At 71.3% G+C, this 18,901-nt stretch carries 12 protein-coding genes; 3 read left to right on the forward strand and 9 right to left on the reverse strand.

The features are described 5' to 3' along the window. Positions 1–161 precede the first annotated feature (161 nt). Positions 162–1,097: a LysR substrate-binding domain-containing protein gene (locus ACSBPG_RS14820; RefSeq protein WP_435537951.1), complete on the forward strand. Its 936-nt coding sequence runs from the start codon at positions 162–164 to the stop codon at positions 1,095–1,097. Here the strand turns inward: ACSBPG_RS14820 and ACSBPG_RS14825 are convergent. The 6 genes from ACSBPG_RS14825 to mdh all read right to left on the reverse strand — a co-directional run bounded on the left by ACSBPG_RS14825 (position 1,072) and on the right by mdh (position 13,219). Beyond that, entirely contained in the window at positions 1,072–5,373 is a 4,302-nt protein-coding gene (locus tag ACSBPG_RS14825) for a response regulator (RefSeq protein ID WP_435537952.1), read from the reverse strand. The two genes, ACSBPG_RS14820 and ACSBPG_RS14825, sit on opposite strands and share 26 nt — an antisense overlap. Positions 5,374–5,581: 208 nt before the next feature. Continuing rightward, complete coding sequence (gene odhB / locus ACSBPG_RS14830) at positions 5,582–6,835, reverse strand: 2-oxoglutarate dehydrogenase complex dihydrolipoyllysine-residue succinyltransferase (RefSeq protein ID WP_435537953.1); 1,254 nt, start codon at positions 6,833–6,835, stop codon at positions 5,582–5,584. Positions 6,836–6,877: 42 nt separating this feature from the next. Next, positions 6,878–9,796, reverse strand: a complete 2,919-nt coding sequence (locus ACSBPG_RS14835) for a 2-oxoglutarate dehydrogenase E1 component (protein ID WP_435537954.1) — start codon at positions 9,794–9,796, stop codon at positions 6,878–6,880. Between the two features lie 185 nt (positions 9,797–9,981). After that, positions 9,982–10,857 carry a succinate--CoA ligase subunit alpha gene (gene sucD, locus ACSBPG_RS14840; protein WP_435537955.1) on the reverse strand — a complete coding sequence of 292 codons (876 nt, stop codon included), beginning with the start codon at positions 10,855–10,857 and terminating at the stop codon, positions 9,982–9,984. A gap of 1 nt (position 10,858) precedes the next feature. Further along, positions 10,859–12,055 carry an ADP-forming succinate--CoA ligase subunit beta gene (gene sucC / locus ACSBPG_RS14845; protein WP_435537956.1) on the reverse strand — a complete coding sequence of 399 codons (1,197 nt, stop codon included), beginning with the start codon at positions 12,053–12,055 and terminating at the stop codon, positions 10,859–10,861. Positions 12,056–12,250: 195 nt separating this feature from the next. Next, complete coding sequence (gene mdh / locus ACSBPG_RS14850) at positions 12,251–13,219, reverse strand: malate dehydrogenase (protein WP_435537957.1); 969 nt, start codon at positions 13,217–13,219, stop codon at positions 12,251–12,253. Between the two features lie 282 nt (positions 13,220–13,501). Between mdh and ACSBPG_RS14855 the strand changes: the two genes are divergently transcribed. Next, a complete protein-coding gene (locus tag ACSBPG_RS14855; RefSeq protein ID WP_435537958.1) occupies positions 13,502–13,852 on the forward strand; it encodes a hypothetical protein in 351 nt (116 codons plus the stop codon). Between the two features lie 3 nt (positions 13,853–13,855). Here the strand turns inward: ACSBPG_RS14855 and ACSBPG_RS14860 are convergent, their stop codons facing one another. The 3 genes from ACSBPG_RS14860 to ACSBPG_RS14870 all read right to left on the reverse strand — a co-directional run bounded on the left by ACSBPG_RS14860 (position 13,856) and on the right by ACSBPG_RS14870 (position 17,879). Further along, positions 13,856–15,103 carry a DUF2336 domain-containing protein gene (locus ACSBPG_RS14860; protein ID WP_435537959.1) on the reverse strand — a complete coding sequence of 416 codons (1,248 nt, stop codon included), beginning with the start codon at positions 15,101–15,103 and terminating at the stop codon, positions 13,856–13,858. A gap of 174 nt (positions 15,104–15,277) precedes the next feature. Beyond that, entirely contained in the window at positions 15,278–16,942 is a 1,665-nt protein-coding gene (locus ACSBPG_RS14865) for an NAD+ synthase (RefSeq protein WP_435537960.1), read from the reverse strand. A 58-nt stretch (positions 16,943–17,000) separates the two neighbouring features. Continuing rightward, positions 17,001–17,879 (reverse strand): HpcH/HpaI aldolase/citrate lyase family protein, encoded by an 879-nt coding sequence (locus ACSBPG_RS14870; RefSeq protein ID WP_435537961.1) that lies wholly within the window; start codon positions 17,877–17,879, stop codon positions 17,001–17,003. Between the two features lie 155 nt (positions 17,880–18,034). Between ACSBPG_RS14870 and pdxY the strand changes: the two genes are divergently transcribed. Continuing rightward, on the forward strand, positions 18,035–18,895 hold the full coding sequence (pdxY, locus tag ACSBPG_RS14875) for a pyridoxal kinase PdxY (protein ID WP_435537962.1): 861 nt from the start codon (positions 18,035–18,037) through the stop codon (positions 18,893–18,895). The last annotated feature ends 6 nt before the right edge of the window (positions 18,896–18,901 follow it).

Raw genomic sequence — 18,901 nt, forward strand, 5'->3', positions numbered from 1 at the left:
GCGGTCTCTCTACCCTGTTCCTTGCCTCCCGATGGCGGCCCGTGCGCCGGGCTCTTCAGGCATGTTCGACGACAAAACGATGACAAGCCGCAAGGCAGAGTGTCAAATAGCTTTTTGCCAGCGCGTCATGCGCAAATACTATGGGCGGCGGGAGGACGGCGATGCGGTTCCGGCAGGTCGAGGCGTTCCGGGCGGCCATGTTGACGGGTTCGGTGACCGGGGCGGCGGCGATGCTGCGGATCGCCCAGCCCTCGGCCAGCCGGCTGATCGCCGACCTGGAGGACGCCGTCGGCTTCCGGCTGTTCAGCCGCAGCGGCGGGCGCCTCACGCCGACCACCGAGGGGCTGCGCTTCTACACCGCGGTGGAGCGCTCGTTCGTCGGCATGGAGAAGCTGGAGCGGGTGGCCGAGCAGATCCGCGGCGCCCAGACCGGCCATCTCACCGTCTGCGCCCTGCCCGCCCTCTCCTCCTCGGTGATGCCGGGGGCGATCCGCCGCTTCCTCGACCGCCACCCCGCGGTGACGGTGAACCTGGAGATCCTGCACCCGACCGAGATCCTGGAGAGCCTGCAGGCCCGCCAGGCCGACGCCGCCATGTCGGTGAGCTTCGCCAACGTCCCCGGCGTGCTCCAAGAGCCGCTGATCGAGGCCCGCTTCATCTGCGCCCTGCCGGCGGGCCATCCCCTGTGCGCCAAGGCGGTGATCGAGGTGGCCGATTTCGACGGGCAGGACTTCGTCGGCGTGCTGCCCTCGACGCCGATCGACTGGAGCCGCATCGACCACCTCTTCGAGGAGGCCGGCGTCCGGCTGCGCCGGCGGGTCGCCACGCCCCATTCCCACACCGCCTACAGCCTGGTCGCCGCCGGCCTCGGCATCGGCCTGTTCGAGCCGTTCGCCGCCAAGGCCTGGTCGGCCAACGGCGTGGAGGTGCGCCCCTGCGCGGCGGAGCTGCGCTACACCTACTCCCTGTGCCTGCCCGACACCCGAGCCGAGGCGCCGCTGGTCCAGGAATTCGCGGACTGCCTGCGCGCCGAGCTGCGCGAGGACCCGCCGGCACTGAACGCGGCACCCGTCAGGGACGCGCTGCCGGCGTCGTGAGCCCGTCGACCGCCTCGCGCAGCAGCGCCGCCGCCTCGGCGAAGCGCAGACCGTCGACGGCGTCGGCGATGCGGTGCGTCCGATCGGCGCCGGCCACCGCGGCAACGGCGGGGCGCAGGGTGGCGAACAGGTCGACCGCGTCCATGGCGCGGCGGTCGAGGCGGTCGAGCAGGGCGCTCAGATCGGCACCGTCGGCTTGCCGGGCGCCGGAGGCCTCGGCGGCCCCTGCCGTCCGGATCGCCGCGAACAGGGATGCCGACGCGCCGTCGAGACGCGCCAGGCGATCGTCCACGGCGTCGCGGTCGCCGCTCCGGATCGCCGCCTCCGCGTCCAGGGCCAGGGCGGCGACCGCCACGGCGCCGACGTTGCCCGCCGCGCCGCGCAGGGTGTGCAGGCGCCGCAACGCCGCCGCCGGATCGCCCGCCGCCAGGAGGTCGCGGACCGCGGCGACGGTGCCGTCGAACTCGCGCACCAGACCGGCGAGCAGGGCACCGAACAGGGCCGCGTCGCCGCCCAGGCGGTCGAACGCCTGCCGCCCGTCGATGCCGGAAACGGCCGGCCACGGGGCGGGCGGCGGCACCGGACCGGGGCCTGCGGCGCCCGGCGCCGCCCCGGCGAGATGGTGGCGGACGGTGCGGATCATCGTGGCGACGTCGAACGGCTTGGTGACGAAGCCGTCCATCCCGGCGTCCTGCGCCCTCTGGCGCTCGGAGGCGAGGGCGCCGGCGGTGAGCGCGATGACGGGCAGCCCGGCCAGATCGGGCATGCGGCGGATGCGCCGGGTCGCCTCGTAGCCATCCATGACCGGCATCTGGATGTCCATGAGGACGGCGTCGAAGCGCCGGGGCGAGGCGGCGAGGAGGGCAACGGCCTCCTCGCCGTTGTTGGCGACCGTGACCTCCGCTCCTTCGCGTTCGAGGATCCGCCGCGCCACCTCCTGGTTGATGGCGTTGTCCTCGACCATCAGCAGCCGGACGCCGTCGAGCGCGGGGCCCCGGGACTCGGCCGCCCCCGCGGCACGGACCAGGAAGTCCGTCCCCTTCTCCCGCGCCGCCCTGGCCGCCAACACCGCGTTCAGCAGGGCCGAGGCGGTGAGCGGCTTCACCAGGATCGCGTCCACGCAGCCGGCGTCAGGGCTCTTCGTCACCTCGTCCCGGCGGAACGCCGGCACCGTGAGGACGATCGGCGTGCGCAGCGGCCCGTCGGCGTCGCGGACCGCCCGGCCGAGGGTCAGACCGTCCATGCCGGGCAGGGTCCAATCGACGATCAGCAGGTCGTAGGGCCGGGACCGGCCGCGGCGCTCCCACACCCGCGGCAGGGCCTCCTCGGCCGAGCCGACGCACTCCGCGTGCCAGCCGAACCCGGAAACGGCGGCGGCGAGCGCCTCGCGGGCGCCGTCGTGATCGTCGACGACGAGGACGTCGAGGCCGCGATCCGCGACGGGCGGGACCGATTCCTGCGGCGGGGCGGGCGCGAAGGGAACGGTGAAGCGGAAGGTGCTGCCCTTCCCCTCCTCGCTCTCGACCTCGATGCTGCCGCCCATCAGGTCGACGAGCCGCCTGCTGATCGCCAGTCCGAGGCCGGACCCGCCGAAGCGGCGGGTGGTGGAGCTGTCGGCCTGGGAGAAGGCGTCGAACAGCCGGGCGCGATCGGCGGCGGCGATGCCGATGCCCGTGTCGGCGACCTCGAACCGCAGGACGACCCGGTCGCCGTCGCCGCCGGCGCGGTGGACGCGCACCACCACCGCGCCGGCGTTGGTGAACTTGATGGCGTTTCCCGTCAGGTTGATGAGGATCTGCTGCAGCCGCAGCGGGTCGCCCTGGAGATGGCCGGGCACGTCGGGATCGACGCGGATGATCAGTTCGAGGTCCTTGGCCGCCGCGCTGACCGACATCACGGTGGCGAGGCCGTCCATCAGATCGGCCAGCCGGAAGGGCGAGCGTTCCAGCTCCAGGCGCCCGGCCTCGACCTTCGAGAAGTCGAGGATGTCGTTGATGATGCCCAGCAGCGAGCGGGCGGCGGAGTCGATCTTGGCGACGTAGTCCCGCTGCAGCGGCTCCATCCCGGTGCCGGCGAGAAGGTGGCACAGCCCCATGATGGCGTTCATGGGGGTGCGGATCTCGTGGCTCATGTTGGCGAGGAACTCGCTCTTGGCCCGGCTCGCCAGCTCGGCGCGCACCTTGGCCTCGGCGAGCGCCCGCTCGCCCTCGCGCAGCGGCGTGATGTCGTAGTTGACGCCGACCATCCGCCCGGTGGCGCTGTCGGCATCCTTCTCCAGCAGCGCCGCGGCCTTGATGTGGCGGACCTCGCCGGCCGGGGTGACGACGCGGAACTCCGTGTCGAAGGCCCCCGCCCCGTTCAGGGCCGCCGAGAACTCGGCGTCCACCCGGTCGACGTCGTCGGGATGGCAGCGCGCGCGCCACAGCGCGTAGGTCGCATGGTCGTCCACCGGCGCCACGCCGTAGAGGGCGAACATGCGGTCGTCCCAGACCAGCGTGCCGTTGCCGGGATCGTAGTCCCACACGCCGATCCCGCCGGCCCGGGTCGCCAGGGCGAGGCGGCGGCTGACCGCCTGGAGCCGCACCTCCGCCAGCTTCAGCGCCGTCACGTCGGTGACCAGCACGAAGAAACCGGCGACCCGGCCGCTGTCGCGGTCGACGTCGGGGATGTAGTGGGCCCAGGTGTAGCCGACCTCCCCGCCGGGTTTGGTCAGGGTGCGCTCGAAGACCTGCGGCTCGCCGGCCAGGGCGGCGCGGATGTACGGCTCGTTGAGGGCGAACAGGCGGTCGCCCAGCAGATCCCGGATCGAACGGCCGAGGATCGCGCCGGCGTCCCTCCCGAACCATTCGAGATAGGCGCGGTTGGCGAAGCGGCAGCGCAGGTCGGCGTCCCAGTAGCCGACCATGCCCGGGGTGTTGTCGGTGACCGCCTTGAGGAACCTCTGGCTCTCCAGCAGTTCCCGCTCCACCGCCAGGCGGTCGGTCATGTCCATCCCGAAGAACAGCGAGGCGAGGCGGCCCGTCGGCGTCCAGGAGATCTGCCAGGCGATGATCCGCTCCGCGCCGCCCCGGGTCAGGATCGGGCCTTCGAACCGCTGCAGCCCCGGCCGCCCCTGGCGGATCGCGTCGAAGAACGGCTCGTCGCCGTCGGGGAAGCGGTCGCGCGGCATCAGGGTCTCGAACCAGGAACGGCCGAGCACCTCGTCCTTGCGGTAGCCGCTCAGCGCTTCGGCCGCCCCGTTGAAGACGATGATGGCCCCCTCGCGGTCGAGCCCGACCACCATGGCGTTGGCGGACTCGATCAGGTTGGTGGCGAAGTTGCGCTGGACCCGCAGGTCCCGCTCGCGCTTGAAGAACAGACGCAGCACGACCGCCATGAACACCGCGAGCGTCGCCAGCACCGTGCCCTTGACGACGGCGTGGCGGCGCCACCCGGCGAGCGCCGTGTCGGTGCTCAGGCCGACGGCGACCAGCAATTCGGGAACCGCGGTCGAGCGCGTCACGACGAACCGGCTGTGCGGGTCCAGGGGCTTCAGGTCCGCATAGGCGCGGGTCATCCGCTGTCCCGACGCCAGGTGATCGGCAAAGCCGCTGCCGGGACCGACCTTCACGCCGAGGTAACGGTCCTGGTCGGGAGCGCCGGCGACGATGGTGCCGTCGGCCGTCATCAGGGCGGCGAAACCGTCGTCCTGCGGACGGATCGTCTCCAGGATCGACGCGAAATAGGCCGGCGGCAGGCTCGCCACGACGACGCCGTCCCACCGACCGTCCGCCGTCTCCTTGGCGCGCGAGGCGAAGATGAACACCGCTCCCGTGCTGGCCTTCATCGGTCCGATGACGAACAGGCGGTCACGGTCTCCGGCGTTCAGCGGCTCCCGGTAATAGGGCCGTTCGCGGGCATCGAACCCCTTGATCTCGGGAAGGGTGGTGTGGGCGATCACGCCGGTGCGGTCGGTGACCGAGAGGTTGCGCACCTCCTCGAAGGAGGCGGCGCGGGCCTTCATGTAGGCGACCAGGGCCCCCTCGCCGGCCGCGGAGCGGGCCGTTCCGGACTCGCGCCCGACGTCCTGCAGCATCAGGTCGACGGCGCGCATCCGCCCGGATATGCCCTCGTCGACGATGCGCGCCAGGTTCTCGAGGCGGGAATAGGCCGCCTCGACGGTCCTCTGGTGTTCCAGATAGATCTCGGCGGCGCCGAGCATGCTGATCAAGGCGATCAGAAACGTGCCGAGGGAGACGATGGCGCGGCTGGCGTCTCTGGACCAGGTGAACGGCATGCGGGCTCCGCACCAACAGGCTGCGCTTGGTGTCGGCCGACCATAACGGAACCGGGCGCGCACCGCCACGCCCGCCGTGGCACGCAAAAGGCGGGGCGCCGGCCCGTCGGCCGGCGCCCCGTTGCCGCGCGGTGCCGGTCGCACCGCCCGCCCCACCCCATCCGCCTCGCCCCTGCCAAAGGGCAGCGAGATGGGGTGCCCGGCGGTATCAGACGTCCAGCAGCAGGCGCCGCGGGTCCTCGATGCACTCCTTGAGGCGGACGAGGAAGGTGACCGCCTCCTTGCCGTCGATGATGCGGTGATCGTAGGACAGCGCCAGGTACATCATCGGCCGCACCTCGACCTTGCCGTCGATCACCACGGCGCGCTCCATGGTCTTGTGCATGCCGAGGATGGCCGACTGCGGCGGGTTGATGATCGGCGTCGACATCAGCGAGCCGTAGACGCCGCCGTTGGAGATGGTGAAGGTGCCGCCCGTCAGCTCGTCCATGGAGAGCTTGCCGTCGCGGCCCTTCTTGCCGAGCTCGCCGATCTTCGCCTCGACCTGGGCGAAGCTCATCTTGTCGGCGTCGCGGACGATGGGAACCACCAGGCCCTGCGGCGTGCCGACGGCGACGCCGATGTCGTAATAGTTCTTGTAGACCAGGTCGGTGCCGTCGATCTCGGCGTTCACCGCCGGGATCTCCTTGAGCGCCTGGATCGCCGCCTTGACGAAGAAGGACATGAAGCCGAGGCGCACCTTGTGGCGCTTCTCGAAGTAGTCCTTGTATTCGTTGCGCAGGGCCATGACGTTGCTCATGTCCACCTCGTTGAAGGTGGTGAGCATGGCGGCGCTGTTCTGCGCCTCCTTCAGGCGTTCGGCGATGCGCTGGCGCAGGCGCGTCATGCGCACGCGCTCCTCCTGGGCGGCGCGCGGACGGTCGCCCTGGGTGCCGGCGGCCCACTGGTACTTCTGCGGCGCGGCCGGAGCGGCGGCGGGCGCGGCCTTGGGTGCGGCCGGCTTCTCCACGTGGTCGATGACGTCGCCCTTGGTGACGCGCCCGCCCTTGCCGGTGCCGGCGATGTCGGCGGCGTTCAGCCCCTGATCGGCGATCATCTTCTGGGCCGACGGCATGACCCCGGCGGCGGGGGCGGCAGCGGGAGCGGGAGCGGCGGCCGGCGCCGGAGCGGCGGCGGGAGCCGGCTTCGCCTGGATCGGCTTGGCCACCTCCGAGGGCGCGGCGGCGCCGTCGGCGATGATGCCGAGCACGGCGTCGACGCCGACGTTGGCGCCCTCGGCGGCGATGATCTCGGCCAAGGTCCCGGCGCCCGGGGCGGGCACCTCCAGGGTCACCTTGTCGGTCTCCAGCTCGACCAGCGGCTCATCGGCGCCGACCGAGTCGCCGACCTTCTTCAGCCAGCGGGCGACGGTCGCCTCGGAGACCGACTCACCCAGGGTGGGAACCTTGATTTCCGTAGCCATTGTCCTCTCTCGCGTCCTTCTTGTTCTTTCCCTGGCGTGCCGTCAGCGGACCGTCAGCGCCTCGTCGACGAGCTTCGCCTGTTCCTGGTTGTGCCGCTTCAGGAGGCCGGAGGCCGGCGAGGCGCTGGCGGGGCGGCCGACATAGACCGGCCGCTTGGCGGTGTGGCCGATGCCGGCGAGGCAGGCCTCGATGCGACGGTCCATGAAGAACCAGGCGCCCTGGTTCTCCGGCTCCTCCTGGCACCAGACGACCTCGGCGTTCGGGTACTTGGCGAACTCCGCGGCCAGCCCCTTGGCGGGGAACGGGTAGAGCTGCTCGGTGCGGACGATGGCGACGTCCTTGACGTTGCGCGCCATGCGCTCCTGCAGCAGGTCGTAGTAGACCTTGCCGGTGCAGACGACGACGCGGCGGACCTTGTCGCCCGCCACCAGGTCGGTGCCGGTCTCCGGGATGACCCGCAGGAACGAGGAGCCTTCCGCCATCTCGGTCAGGTCCGACACGCACAGCTTGTGGCGCAGCAGCGACTTCGGCGTGAACAGCACCAGCGGCTTGCGGACGTTGCGGCGGATCTGGCGGCGGAACACGTGGAACAGGTTCGCCGGCGTGGTGACGTTGCAGATCTGCCAGTTGTCCTCGGCCGACATCTGCAGGAAGCGCTCGGGCCGCGCCGACGAGTGCTCCGGCCCCTGCCCCTCGTAGCCGTGCGGCAGCAGCATGACCAGGCCGCACATGCGCAGCCACTTCGACTCGCCGGAGCTGATGAACTGGTCGATGATGGTCTGGGCGGTGTTGGCGAAGTCGCCGAACTGCGCCTCCCACAGCACCAGGGCGTGCGGCTCGGCCAGCGAGTAGCCGTACTCGAAGCCCAGCACCGCGGCCTCGGAAAGCGGGCTGTCGTGCACCTCGAACGGGGCCTGGCCGGGGCGCAGGTGGTTCAGGGCGACGAACTTGTCCTCGGTCTCCTGGTCGTAGACCACGGCGTGGCGGTGCGAGAAGGTGCCGCGGCCGGAGTCCTGGCCGGACAGGCGGACCGGCGTGCCCTCGACCAGCAGGGTGCCGTAGGCCAGCGCCTCGGCCGTCGCCCAGTCGATGGGGCCGCCGGTCTCGATGGCCTTGCGCTTGGCCTCGAGCTGGCGGGCGATCTTGGAATTGATGCGGAAGCCGTCCGGCACCTCGCAGAGCTTGAGGCCGACCTCCTTCAGCAGGTCCATGGCGACGTCGGTCTTGCCGCGCAGGTCCTCGTCGGAGGTGGCGCCCTCGATGCCGAGCCACTTGCCCTCCAGCCAGTCGGCCTTGTTGGGCTTGAAGGAGGTCGAGGACTCGAACTCCTCGTCCAGCTTCTTCATGAAGTCCTGGACGATCTGCTCGCCCTCGCCCTCGGTGATGACGCTCTCGGCGACGAGCTGGCGGGCGTAGAGGTCGCGCGTCGTCGGGTGCTGGCGGATCACCTTGTACATGATCGGCTGGGTGAAGCCCGGCTCGTCGCCCTCGTTGTGGCCGTGGCGGCGGTAGCACACCATGTCGACCACCACGTCCTTCTTGAAGCGCTGGCGGAACTCGATGGCGATGCGGCTGACGTGCACCACCGCCTCGGGATCGTCGCCGTTCACGTGGAAGATCGGCGCCTGCACGATCTTCGCCATGTCGGAGCAGTAGATGCCCGAGCGCGAGAAGTGCGGGTTGGTGGTGAAGCCGATCTGGTTGTTGATGATGAAGTGGATCGTGCCGCCGGTGCGGTAGCCGCGCAGCTCCGACAGGCCGAGCGTCTCGGCGACGATGCCCTGGCCGGCGAAGGCGGCGTCGCCGTGCAGCAGCAGGCCGCAGACCTGGTCGCGCTCGTCGTCGCGGCGCTGCATCTGCTTGGCGCGCACCTTGCCCAGCACCACCGGGTTGACCCACTCCAGGTGCGACGGGTTGGCGGTCAGCGAGAGGTGGACGACGTTGCCGTTGAAGTCGCGGTCGGACGAGGTGCCGAGATGGTACTTCACGTCGCCCGAGCCCTGCACGTTCTCCGGCGCCGAGGGGTTGCCCTGGAACTCGGAGAAGATCGCAGCGAAGCGCTTGCCCATGAAGTTGCCGAGCACGTTGAGGCGGCCGCGGTGGGCCATGCCCAGCGCCACCTCGCGCAGGCCGAGCTGGCCGCCGCGCTTGAGGATCTGCTCGAGCGCCGGGATCAGCGACTCACCGCCCTCCAGGCCGAAGCGCTTGGTGCCGGTGTACTTCATCTGAAGGAACTTCTCGAAGCACTCGGCGGCGGTCAGGCGCTCCAGGATGGCGCGCTTGCCGTTGACGGTGAAGTCGGTCTGGTTGCGCGCCCCCTCGATGCGCTCCTGGATCCACGCCTTCTGGTCCGGCGACTGGATGTGCATGAACTCGACGCCGATGTTGCCGCAGTAGGTCTTCTGCAGCACGTCGAGGATCTGGCGCAGCGTCGCCGTCTCCAGCCCCAGCGAGTAGTTCAGGAAGATCGGCCGGTCGTAGTCGTTGGGGCCGAAGCCGTAGGTCGCCGGATCCAGCTCGGGATGGGGCTGGCGCTTTTCCAGGTTGAGCGGATCGAAATGCGCGTTCATGTGGCCGCGCACGCGGTAGACGCGGATCAGCATCAGGGCGCGGATGCTGTCGAGCACGGCCTGGCGGAGCTGGTCGTGGCTGACGCCGCCGAACACCGCCTGGGTGTGGGCGAACATCGGCCCCGCACCCGGCGCCGGGACGGCCGGCTCGGCCAGGGAGGCCGCCACCACGTCGTCGGCGCCGTTGGCGCCGTTGCCGTCGCGCAGGGTCCAGGACGCGCCGCGCAGCTCGTCGAGCACCTCGCGGGTGTCGTCGTCCAGCTCCTTGAAGAAGCCGCTCCAGCTCTGGTCGACCGCGTTGGGGTCCTGCAGGAAGCGGGCATAGAGCTCGGCCACGTAGCTGGCGTTCGAGCCGAACAGGAACGAGGACTTCTCCAGATTCACCGACATCGTCTTCGCCGCGGGCGTGCGCCGCGCGTTCCCTAGCGTCCGAGGTTGTTATCGCGGGACCGTTCGGCCCCTTCGTTGATACGAACGCCCCCGAACCCCGGTTCACGGGATTCAGGGGCGTCCGGCGCATGGCAGGCCGGCGGCGGCGGTGGTCGCCCGCCCCGCCTCCGGCCGCCCGTGGTCCGTCAGCCCTTCATGATCGACAGCATCGTCGAGCCGAGGCTCGCCGGGCTGTCGGCGACGGCGATGCCGGCCGACTTCATGAACTCGATCTTGAAGTCGGCGGTGTCGTTGCCGCCCGAGATCACCGCACCGGCGTGGCCCATGCGGCGGCCCGGCGGGGCGGTGCGGCCGGCGATGAAGCCGACGACCGGCTTCTTGGTCTTGGACTCCTTGACGAACTCGGCGCCCTTGACCTCGGCGTCGCCGCCGATCTCGCCGATCATGATGATGCCCTCGGTCTCCGGGTCCTTCAGGAACAGCTCCAGGCAGTCCACGAAGTTGGTGCCGTTGACCGGGTCGCCGCCGATGCCGATGCAGGTGGTCTGGCCGAGGCCGGCCGCCGTCGTCTGGGCCACCGCCTCATAGGTAAGCGTGCCGGAGCGGGAGACAATGCCGATGCGGCCGCGCTTGTGGATGTGGCCCGGCATGATGCCGATCTTGCACTCGTCCGGGGTGATGATGCCGGGGCAGTTCGGGCCGATCAGACGGGTGCCGGAGTTGGCCAGCGCCCGCTTCACCCGCACCATGTCGAGCACCGGGATGCCCTCGGTGATGCACACCACCAGCGGGATCTCGGCGTCGATCGCCTCGAGGATCGCGTCGGCGGCGAACGGCGGCGGCACGTAGATGACCGACGCGTTGGCGCCGGTCTTGGCGACGGCGTCGGCGACGGTGTCGAACACCGGCAGGTCGAGGTGGGTGGTGCCGCCCTTACCCGGCGTCACGCCGCCGACCATCTTGGTGCCGTAGGCGATCGCCTGCTCGGAGTGGAAGGTGCCCTGGGCGCCGGTGAAGCCCTGGCAGATGACCTTCGTGTTGGAATCGACGAGAACAGCCATCTTACTTGGCCTCCTTCACGGCCTTGACGACCTTTTCGGCGGCGTCGGCCAGGTTGTCGGCCGACAGGATCGGCAGGCCCGATTCGGCGAGGATCTTCTTGCCGAGATCGACGTTGGTGCCCTCCAGGCGCACCACCAGCGGCACGTGCAGGTGCACCTCGCGGGCGGCGGCGACCACGCCCTCGGCGATCACGTCACAGCGCATGATGCCGCCGAAGATGTTGACCAGGATGCCTTCGACGTTGGCGTCGGAGAGGATCAGCTTGAAGGCCGCGGTGACGCGCTCCTTGGTGGCGCCGCCGCCGACGTCCAGGAAGTTCGCCGGCTCGCCGCCGTAGAGCTTGATGATGTCCATGGTCGCCATCGCCAGGCCGGCGCCGTTGACCATGCAGCCGATGTTGCCGTCGAGCTTGACGTAGTTGAGGCTGTGCTTGGCCGCCTCGATCTCCGCCGGGTCCTCCTCGGACTCGTCGCGCAGCTCCTCGACGTCCTTGTGACGGAAGAGCGCGTTGTCGTCGAAGTTCATCTTGGCGTCGAGCGCCAGGACCTCGCCCGAGCCGGTGACGATCAGCGGGTTGATCTCGACGATGGAGCAGTCCAGCTCGACGAACGCCTGGTACATGCCGATCAGGAACTTAGTGGCGGCGCCCACCTGCTTGCCCTCGAGGCCGAGCCCGAAGGCGACCTTGCGGCAGTGGTAGCCCTGGATGCCGGTGACCGGGTCGATGGCGACCTTGATGATCTTCTCCGGGTGCTCGGCCGCGACCTCCTCGATCTCCATCCCGCCCTCGGTGGAGGCGATGACGGTGACCCGGCCGGTGGCGCGGTCGATCAGCATGCCGAGGTACAGCTCGCGCTTGATGTCGGCGCCTTCCTCGACGTAGATGCGCTTGACTTCCTTGCCCTCGGGGCCGGTCTGCTTGGTGACCAGGATCTGCCCCAGCATGGCGCCGGCGTTCTCGCCGACCTCCTCGACCGACTTGACGACGCGCACGCCGCCCTTGCCCTGGGGGTTGTCCTTGAACCGTCCGGCGCCGCGGCCGCCGGCGTGGATCTGCGACTTGACGACCCAGACCGGGCCGCCCAGCTCGCGGGCGACGGTCTCGGCCTCCTGGGGCGTGTAGGCGACGCCGCCGCGGGGCACCGCGACGCCGTACTTCTTCAGCAGGCCCTTGGCCTGGTACTCATGGATGTTCATCGGGCGTCCATCTGAATTTGATCGGCTGACGATGGGCGGACGCAGGGCTGACGCGTCGGAAGCTTCGGCCGTCTCGGCCGGAGGGTTTATCCCCTCCGGCGTGCGGCCGGCGGTACTTTACCACCTCGGGCGGCGCGTTCAACCGTCCGTCCCGAGCGGCGCGAGCAGGCCCCGTTCGGCAAAAAAGGCCGCCTCTTACGAGGCGGCCTTGTCTGCCTGCTGCTTCTTCACCACGGCGACGAGCTGCTTCACAGCATCGACGGAGTGGTCGAACATCTTCTTCTCTTCGGCGTCCATCTCGATCTCGACGATCTTTTCGACACCGTTCTCACCGATGATGACCGGGACGCCCACGTACAGGTCGTCGACCCCGTACTGGCCGGTCAGGTAGGCGGCGCACGGCAGCAGCCGGCGCTGGTCCTTGAGATAGCTCTCGGCCATCGTGATGGCCGACGCCGCCGGGGCGTAGAAGGCCGAGCCGGTCTTCAGCAGCTTGACGATCTCCGCACCGCCGTCGCGGGTGCGCTGGACGATGGCGTCCAGCCGCTCCTGGGTGGTCCAGCCCATCTTCACCAGGTCGGGCAGCGGGATGCCGGCGACGGTGGAGTAGCGGACCAGCGGAACCATGGTGTCGCCGTGGCCGCCCAGCACGAAGGCGGTGACGTCCTCGACGGACACGTCGAACTCGTCGGCCAGGAAGTAGCGGAAGCGGGCGCTGTCGAGCACGCCGGCCATGCCGACCACCTTCTCCGGCGGCAGCCCGGAGGCCTGCTGGAGCACCCACACCATGACGTCGAGCGGGTTGGTGATGACGATGACGAAGGCGTTGGGGCAGTGCGCCTTGATCGCCTCGCCGACGGTCTGGCAGACCCCGGTGTTGATGCCGATCAGGTCGTCGCGGCTCATCCCCGGCTTGCGCGGCACGCCGGCGGTGACGATCACCACGTCGGCACCGGCGATCACCGAGTAGTCGTTGCCGCCGGACAGCTTGGCGTTGAAGCCCTCGACCGGCGCCGTCTCGGCCAGGTCGAGCGCCTTGCCTTCCGGCATGCCCTCGGCGATGTCGAACAGGACGACGTCGCCCAATTCCTTGAGGCCGGCCAGGAGGGCCAGCGTGCCGCCGATCTGGCCGGCACCGACGAGCGCGATCTTCTTGCGTGCCATGGAGCGTTCCCTGAGCATGAGCACCCCCATACAGCGGGGGTCCGAACCGGGTGGATTTTCTTTCCTTAGGGGTCCAGCGCCCTTAGAATTCGTCGCGGGTTCGTAGCGCGAATCCACACGAAGGGCAAGGGCAACGGGGCGCACGAAACCGGAACGCATCGCGGATTCCGGAAATCGGCGCGTCCGTGTCAAGTCTTTGTTCGTCGCACAAACACCGGCGATCCAGGGGAGCACCGCATGCGCCGCTTCGCACTTGCAACATTGCAGGTTTTCGCACCCGTCATGGCCGTGGCCGCGCTGGCGTCCGGCCCGGCGTCGGCGCAGACCGTCGAGGACTACCGGACATCGCTGCGCCAAGCGCCGATCGTCGACGCGACGGCGCCGCTGACCGCCGAGCTGTGCCGGCCGCTGATGAACTTCGTCCAGATCGCGATCCCCGACGGCGAACGGTCCGTGCCCTGGATCGCCGGCCTGTTCGGCGGCACCGAGGACGACGCGGCGGTCGCCGCCAAGCGCGCCGCCTGCCTGGAGGTCCGCCGCCAGCCCCTGATCGACTTCGCCAACGCGCAGGGCGAACCCATCGTCACGCCGCCGCAGCTGCGCGATCCCGACAGCGACCGGACGGTCTGGTAGGCCTCAGCCTCCCCTCACCCCGAAGCGCGCGAGGTGGCGCGCCATCTCCGCCGGGGTGAGCGGGAAATCGGTGCCGCCGCGGGCGTTCAGCATGTCCCGCGGCGACAGGCCGGCGGCGCGCGCCTGGATCTGCATGGCGCAGCGCATGCCGAAGCCGGCCCGCCACACCAGCGCCGTCACCGCCCGTGCGTCGCCCGAAGCGAGGATGCCGTCGACGACGTCCGGGGCGACCGCCGCGCGCAGGGCCAGGGCGGCGCGCACGAAGGGCACCTCGTTCCACGACAGGGCGTCGCCGATGGCCGTCTCGTCGAGCGCGCCGCCGCGCAGCAGGCGGGCGGCGCGCGCCGCCTCGTCCTCCGCGGGGTCGCGGACGGCGACCCAGTCGACGCGGCGCCGCACCGTGGCGGCGATCTCGGCGACGGTGGCATCGTCGAAGTCGGGCCGCCGCCGCAGCAGGTCGAGCACCGACCGGTCGACGAAGCCGGCCAGCCGCAGCGCCAGCCGCCGCGGCAGGGCGGCGCGCCGGGCCAGCCCCGCCTGGAGGAACCGCTGCTCCGCCGAGGCTTCGACCAGCCGTTCCAGCGCCGGCTCGGGGATGATCGCGCCGTCGTTGTCGAGCAGGACGCCGGCGGCGGCCCCGTCCCCGGTGGCGGCGATGGCCTCCGACACCGGTCCGCTGACGGTGCGCCGTCCGGCGATGGCGGCGAGCCGCCAGGCCGCCGGCTGGCTGGCGATCACCGCCAGCAGGTCGTCGTCGGTCAGGGTGGCGCAGCGGTGCAGGATCGGCTCGGCGACGCAGCGCTCGACGTCGTGGGCGAGCCGCCGGGCGACCGCCGGCGGCGCGCAGGCCACGTCCTTGATGGCGGTCGCCAGCGCGGCGCGGACCTGGGTGACGTGGTCGTTGGCGAGCCGCTCCAGCGCGCGGAAGGCGACGCCGGTCACCGTCTCGCGCCCGTCCGGCGGCAGGTCGGGCAGCAGCCGGCACAGCTTGCGGGCAAGCATGGCGCGCACGCTGTCGTGGCCCAGGCCGGCCAGCCGGCTCTGCGCCAGGGCGTCGCCGAGTTCATGGGCGGCATCGGCGCGGCCGTCGGCGAACAGGTAGTCCATGTCGCCGGCGTCGACCCCCTCGCCGGGGCCGGACGACGGCGCGCACACCGGCGCCGGCGCCGTCGGGGGCGCCAGCGGGGCGCCGCGGGCCTGCGCCTGCGTGGCCGGCGGCCGGGGCCGCGGCGATGTCGCCTTGCCGTTCACCGTGGTCCTGTCGCGTTCTCGGGCATCGTCGACCGTATGACCCCATGCAACCGCGGACGGGGTTAACGAGCGGCTAATTCCGCCGCGACGGGACAGGGCGGCATCGTCCGTAGAAGGAGGGCCGGCATCAGGTCGGCCGCCCGCCCGCGCACCCCTCCTCCCCCCGGCCGACCGTCACACCACGCTGGTGAAGCCGTTGGTGATGGGATAGCGGCGGTCGCGGTTGAAGATGCGGCGGGTGATCTTCACGCCGGGCGCGGCCTGGCGGCGCTTGTATTCGGACAGGTGCAGCATGCGCCACACCTTGTTCACCGTCTCCGGCGCGTGGCCGCGGGCGACGATCTCGGGGATGCCGAGGTCGAGCTCCACCAGGCATTGCAGGATGTCGTCGAGGGCGTCGTAGGGCGGCAGGGTGTCCTGGTCGGTCTGGTTGGGCTTCAGCTCGGCGGTCGGCGCCTTGGTGAGGATGCGCTCCGGCACGACGCGGCCGGCCGGCCCCCGCACGTCGTCGGGCAGGTGCGCGTTGCGCCAGCGCGACAGCGCGTACACCGTGGTCTTGTAGACGTCCTTCAGCACGTTGAAGCCGCCGCACATGTCGCCGTACAGGGTGGCGTAGCCCACCGACACCTCCGACTTGTTGCCGGTCGACAGCACCATGGCGCCGAACTTGTTGGACAGCGCCATCAGGGTGATGCCGCGCGAGCGCGACTGGATGTTCTCCTCGGTGATGTCGGGGTCGCGGCCGGCGAAGGCGGGCGCCAGCATGCCCTCGAACGCCTCCATGGCCGGCTGGATCGACACGGTGTCGAGGCGGCAGCCCAGCAGCTCGGCGCATTCCGCGGCGTCGTCGAGGCTCTCCTTGGAGGTGTAGGGCGACGGCATCATCACGCAGTGGACCCGGTCGGGCCCCAGGGCGTCGACGGCGACCGCCGCCGACAGCGCCGAATCGACGCCGCCGGACAGGCCCAGCAGCACGCCGGGGAAGCGGTTCTTGTTGACGTAGTCGCGCAGGCCCAGCACGAGCGCCCGGTAGATCCCCTCCTCGCCCTCGGGCGGCGGCTCGACCTCGCCTTCGGCGCACCGCCAGACCTCGTCGGCGCCGCGCTCCCAGCGGGTCACCTGGAGATGCTCGGCGAAGCCCGGCGACTGGGCGCGCAGCGACCGGTCGGCGCCGAGCGCGAAGGAGCAGCCGTCGAACACCAGCTCGTCCTGGCCGCCGACCTGGTTGACGTAGACGAGCGGCAGGCCGGTCTCGGTGACGCGGGCGACGGCGAGGTTCAGGCGGCGCTCGTGCTTGTCGGTCTCGTAGGGGCTGCCGTTGGGCACGACCAGGATCTCCGCCCCGGTCTCGGCCAGCGTCTCGGCGGCGTCGGCGGTCCACATGTCCTCGCACACCATGACGCCGAGCCGCACGCCGCGCACGTTCATCGGCCCCGGCAGCGGGCCGGCGGCGAACACGCGCTTCTCGTCGAAGACGCCGTAGTTGGGCAGGTCGTGCTTGAAGCGCACCGCCGCCACCTCGCCGCCGTCCAGCAGCAGGGCCGCGTTGTAGACCCGGCCGTCCTGGCGCCACGGCGCGCCGACCAGCAGCGCCGGCCCGCCGTCGGCGGTCTCCGGCGCCAGCCCCCTCACCGCCGCCTCCACCGCGTCGAGGAAGAAGGGCTTGAGCACCAGGTCCTCCGGCGGGTAGCCGCAGACCACCAGCTCGGGGAACACCACGAGGTCGGCGCCGCGCGCCGCGGCCTCGGCCCGTACGGTGCGGATGCGGTCGATGTTGGCCGGGATGTTGCCGACGGTCGGGTTGACCTGGGCGAGGGCGATGGACAGGCGGTCGGTCATGGATGTGCGGGCCGTTCGTGGATGCTGCGGGAGCGTCAACAGGAATTCTACGCCGATGTCAGCCGTTCTCCAGGCCGGCGATGGCCTCGGCGAGGGCGACGAGGCGGCGGGCGTTCTCGACGTGCAGGATCTCGACCAGCTTGCCGTCGACGACGACGACGCCCCTGCCCTCGGCCAGGGCGGCCGCGTGGGCCGCGATGAGGCGGCGGCAGGCCGCCACCTCGTCGGCGTCCGGCGCGAAGGCCGCGTTGCAGGCGGCGATGGTCTTGGGATGGATCAGGGTCTTGCCGTCGAAGCCCAGCTCGCGCCCCTGGCGGCAGGCGTGGGCGAAGCCCTCGTCGTCGGCGAGGTCGAGATGGACGCCGTCGAGGATCGCCAGGCCGTGGGCGCGCGCCGCCAGCAGGCACAGGCCGAGCGCCGTGAGCAGCGGCAGCCGGTCGCGGGTGTGGGCGGCGTGCAGGTCCTTGGCGAGGTCGGACGTGCCCATCACCAGCGCCCCCAGACGCGGCGACGCGCCGGCGATCTCCTTGGCGTTCAGCATGCCCAGCGGCGTCTCCATCATGCACCACAGGCGCTGCCGCTCCGGCGCGCCGACGGCGCGCAGCACCGCCTCGGCCTGGCGCACCGCGTCGGCGCTCTCCACCTTGGGCAGCAGCACGGCGTCCGCCCCGCTGGCCGCCGCCATGGCGAGGTCCTCGTAGCCCCACGGGCCGTTGAGGGCGTTGACGCGCACCACCAGCTCGCGCCCGCCGTAGCCGCCGGCGGCGAGCGCCTCGCGGATGGTGGCGCGGGCGGCGGCCTTGGCGTCGGGGGCGACGGCGTCCTCCAGGTCGAGGATCAGGCCGTCGGCGGGAAGCGAGCGCCCCTTCTCGAGGGCGCGGGCGTTCGACCCCGGCATGTAGAGCACGCTGCGGCGCGGGCGGACGGTGGCGGCCATGGCGGATCTCCGGGAGCGGTGGCGGGGTCCGGTCCTGCTTACCCCCCGCCGCCCGGCCTGTCCACGGCGTCGCGCCGGGAAATTCGCCGCAGACCGGGCGGCCGCCGCCGCTGCCGTCTGGACGGCCCCCGCGCGATCCCCTAGCATCCCCTGCCATGAAGAGCGTCATCTCCATCCAGTCCCACGTCGCCTACGGCTACGTCGGCAACCGCGCCGCGGTGTTCCCGCTGCAGCGCCTCGGCTTCGACGTCACCGCGGTCAACACGGTCCAGTTCTCCAACCACACGGGCTACGGCGCCTGGACCGGCCAGGTCTTCAGCGCCGAGCACATCGCCGACGTGCTCGACGGCGTGGCGGCGCGCGGCGGGATCGACCGCTGCGACGCCGTGCTGTCCGGCTACATGGGCGAGGCGGCGCTGGGCCAGGTGATCGTCGAGACGGCGGCGCGGGTGAAGGCGGCCAACCCGCAGGCCCTCTACTGCTGCGATCCCGTCATGGGCGACGTCGGCCGCGGCTTCTTCGTCCGCCCCGGCCTGCCCGACTTCATCAAGGCCCACGCGGTGCCGGCCGCCGACATCGTCACCCCCAACCAGTTCGAGCTGGAGTTCCTCGCCGACCGCACGGTCGCCACCCTGGAGGACGCGCTGGCGGCCACCGCGGCGCTGCGCGCGCGGGGCCCGCGGCTGGTCCTGGTGACCAGCCTGACCCGCGGCGACGGCGACGCCGACCGCATCGAGATGCTGGTCGACGGCGCCGACGGCGCGTGGGCGGTGGCGACGCCGCGGCTGCCGCTGGACCCGCCGCCCAACGGCGCCGGCGACGCCACGGCGGCGCTGTTCCTCGCCCACATGCTGCGGACCGGCGACCCGGCGCAGGCGCTGGCGTCGGCCACCGCGGCCATCTACGCCGTGTTCGAGGCGACCCAGCGCTCGGGCGAGCGCGAGCTCCAGCTCATCGCCGCCCAGGACGAGCTGGTGGCGCCAAGCCGCCGCTTCGCGGCCAGGCGCATCCGGTGATTCGCA

The sequence above is a fragment of the Azospirillum sp. ST 5-10 genome, assembly GCF_051225715.1.
GTDB lineage: Bacteria > Pseudomonadota > Alphaproteobacteria > Azospirillales > Azospirillaceae > Azospirillum.

Excerpts from the sequence above, each read along its gene's own strand:
- ACSBPG_RS14820 (WP_435537951.1), top strand. The coding sequence starts at position 162 with ATGCGGTTCCGGCAGGTCGAGGCGTTCCGGGCGGCCATGTTGACGGGT.
- ACSBPG_RS14825 (WP_435537952.1), bottom strand. The coding sequence starts at position 5,373 with ATGCCGTTCACCTGGTCCAGAGACGCCAGCCGCGCCATCGTCTCCCTC.
- odhB (WP_435537953.1), bottom strand. The coding sequence starts at position 6,835 with ATGGCTACGGAAATCAAGGTTCCCACCCTGGGTGAGTCGGTCTCCGAG.
- ACSBPG_RS14835 (WP_435537954.1), bottom strand. The coding sequence starts at position 9,796 with ATGTCGGTGAATCTGGAGAAGTCCTCGTTCCTGTTCGGCTCGAACGCC.
- sucD (WP_435537955.1), bottom strand. The coding sequence starts at position 10,857 with ATGGCTGTTCTCGTCGATTCCAACACGAAGGTCATCTGCCAGGGCTTC.
- sucC (WP_435537956.1), bottom strand. The coding sequence starts at position 12,055 with ATGAACATCCATGAGTACCAGGCCAAGGGCCTGCTGAAGAAGTACGGC.
- mdh (WP_435537957.1), bottom strand. The coding sequence starts at position 13,219 with ATGGCACGCAAGAAGATCGCGCTCGTCGGTGCCGGCCAGATCGGCGGC.
- ACSBPG_RS14855 (WP_435537958.1), top strand. The coding sequence starts at position 13,502 with ATGGCCGTGGCCGCGCTGGCGTCCGGCCCGGCGTCGGCGCAGACCGTC.
- ACSBPG_RS14865 (WP_435537960.1), bottom strand. The coding sequence starts at position 16,942 with ATGACCGACCGCCTGTCCATCGCCCTCGCCCAGGTCAACCCGACCGTC.
- ACSBPG_RS14870 (WP_435537961.1), bottom strand. The coding sequence starts at position 17,879 with ATGGCCGCCACCGTCCGCCCGCGCCGCAGCGTGCTCTACATGCCGGGG.
- pdxY (WP_435537962.1), top strand. The coding sequence starts at position 18,035 with ATGAAGAGCGTCATCTCCATCCAGTCCCACGTCGCCTACGGCTACGTC.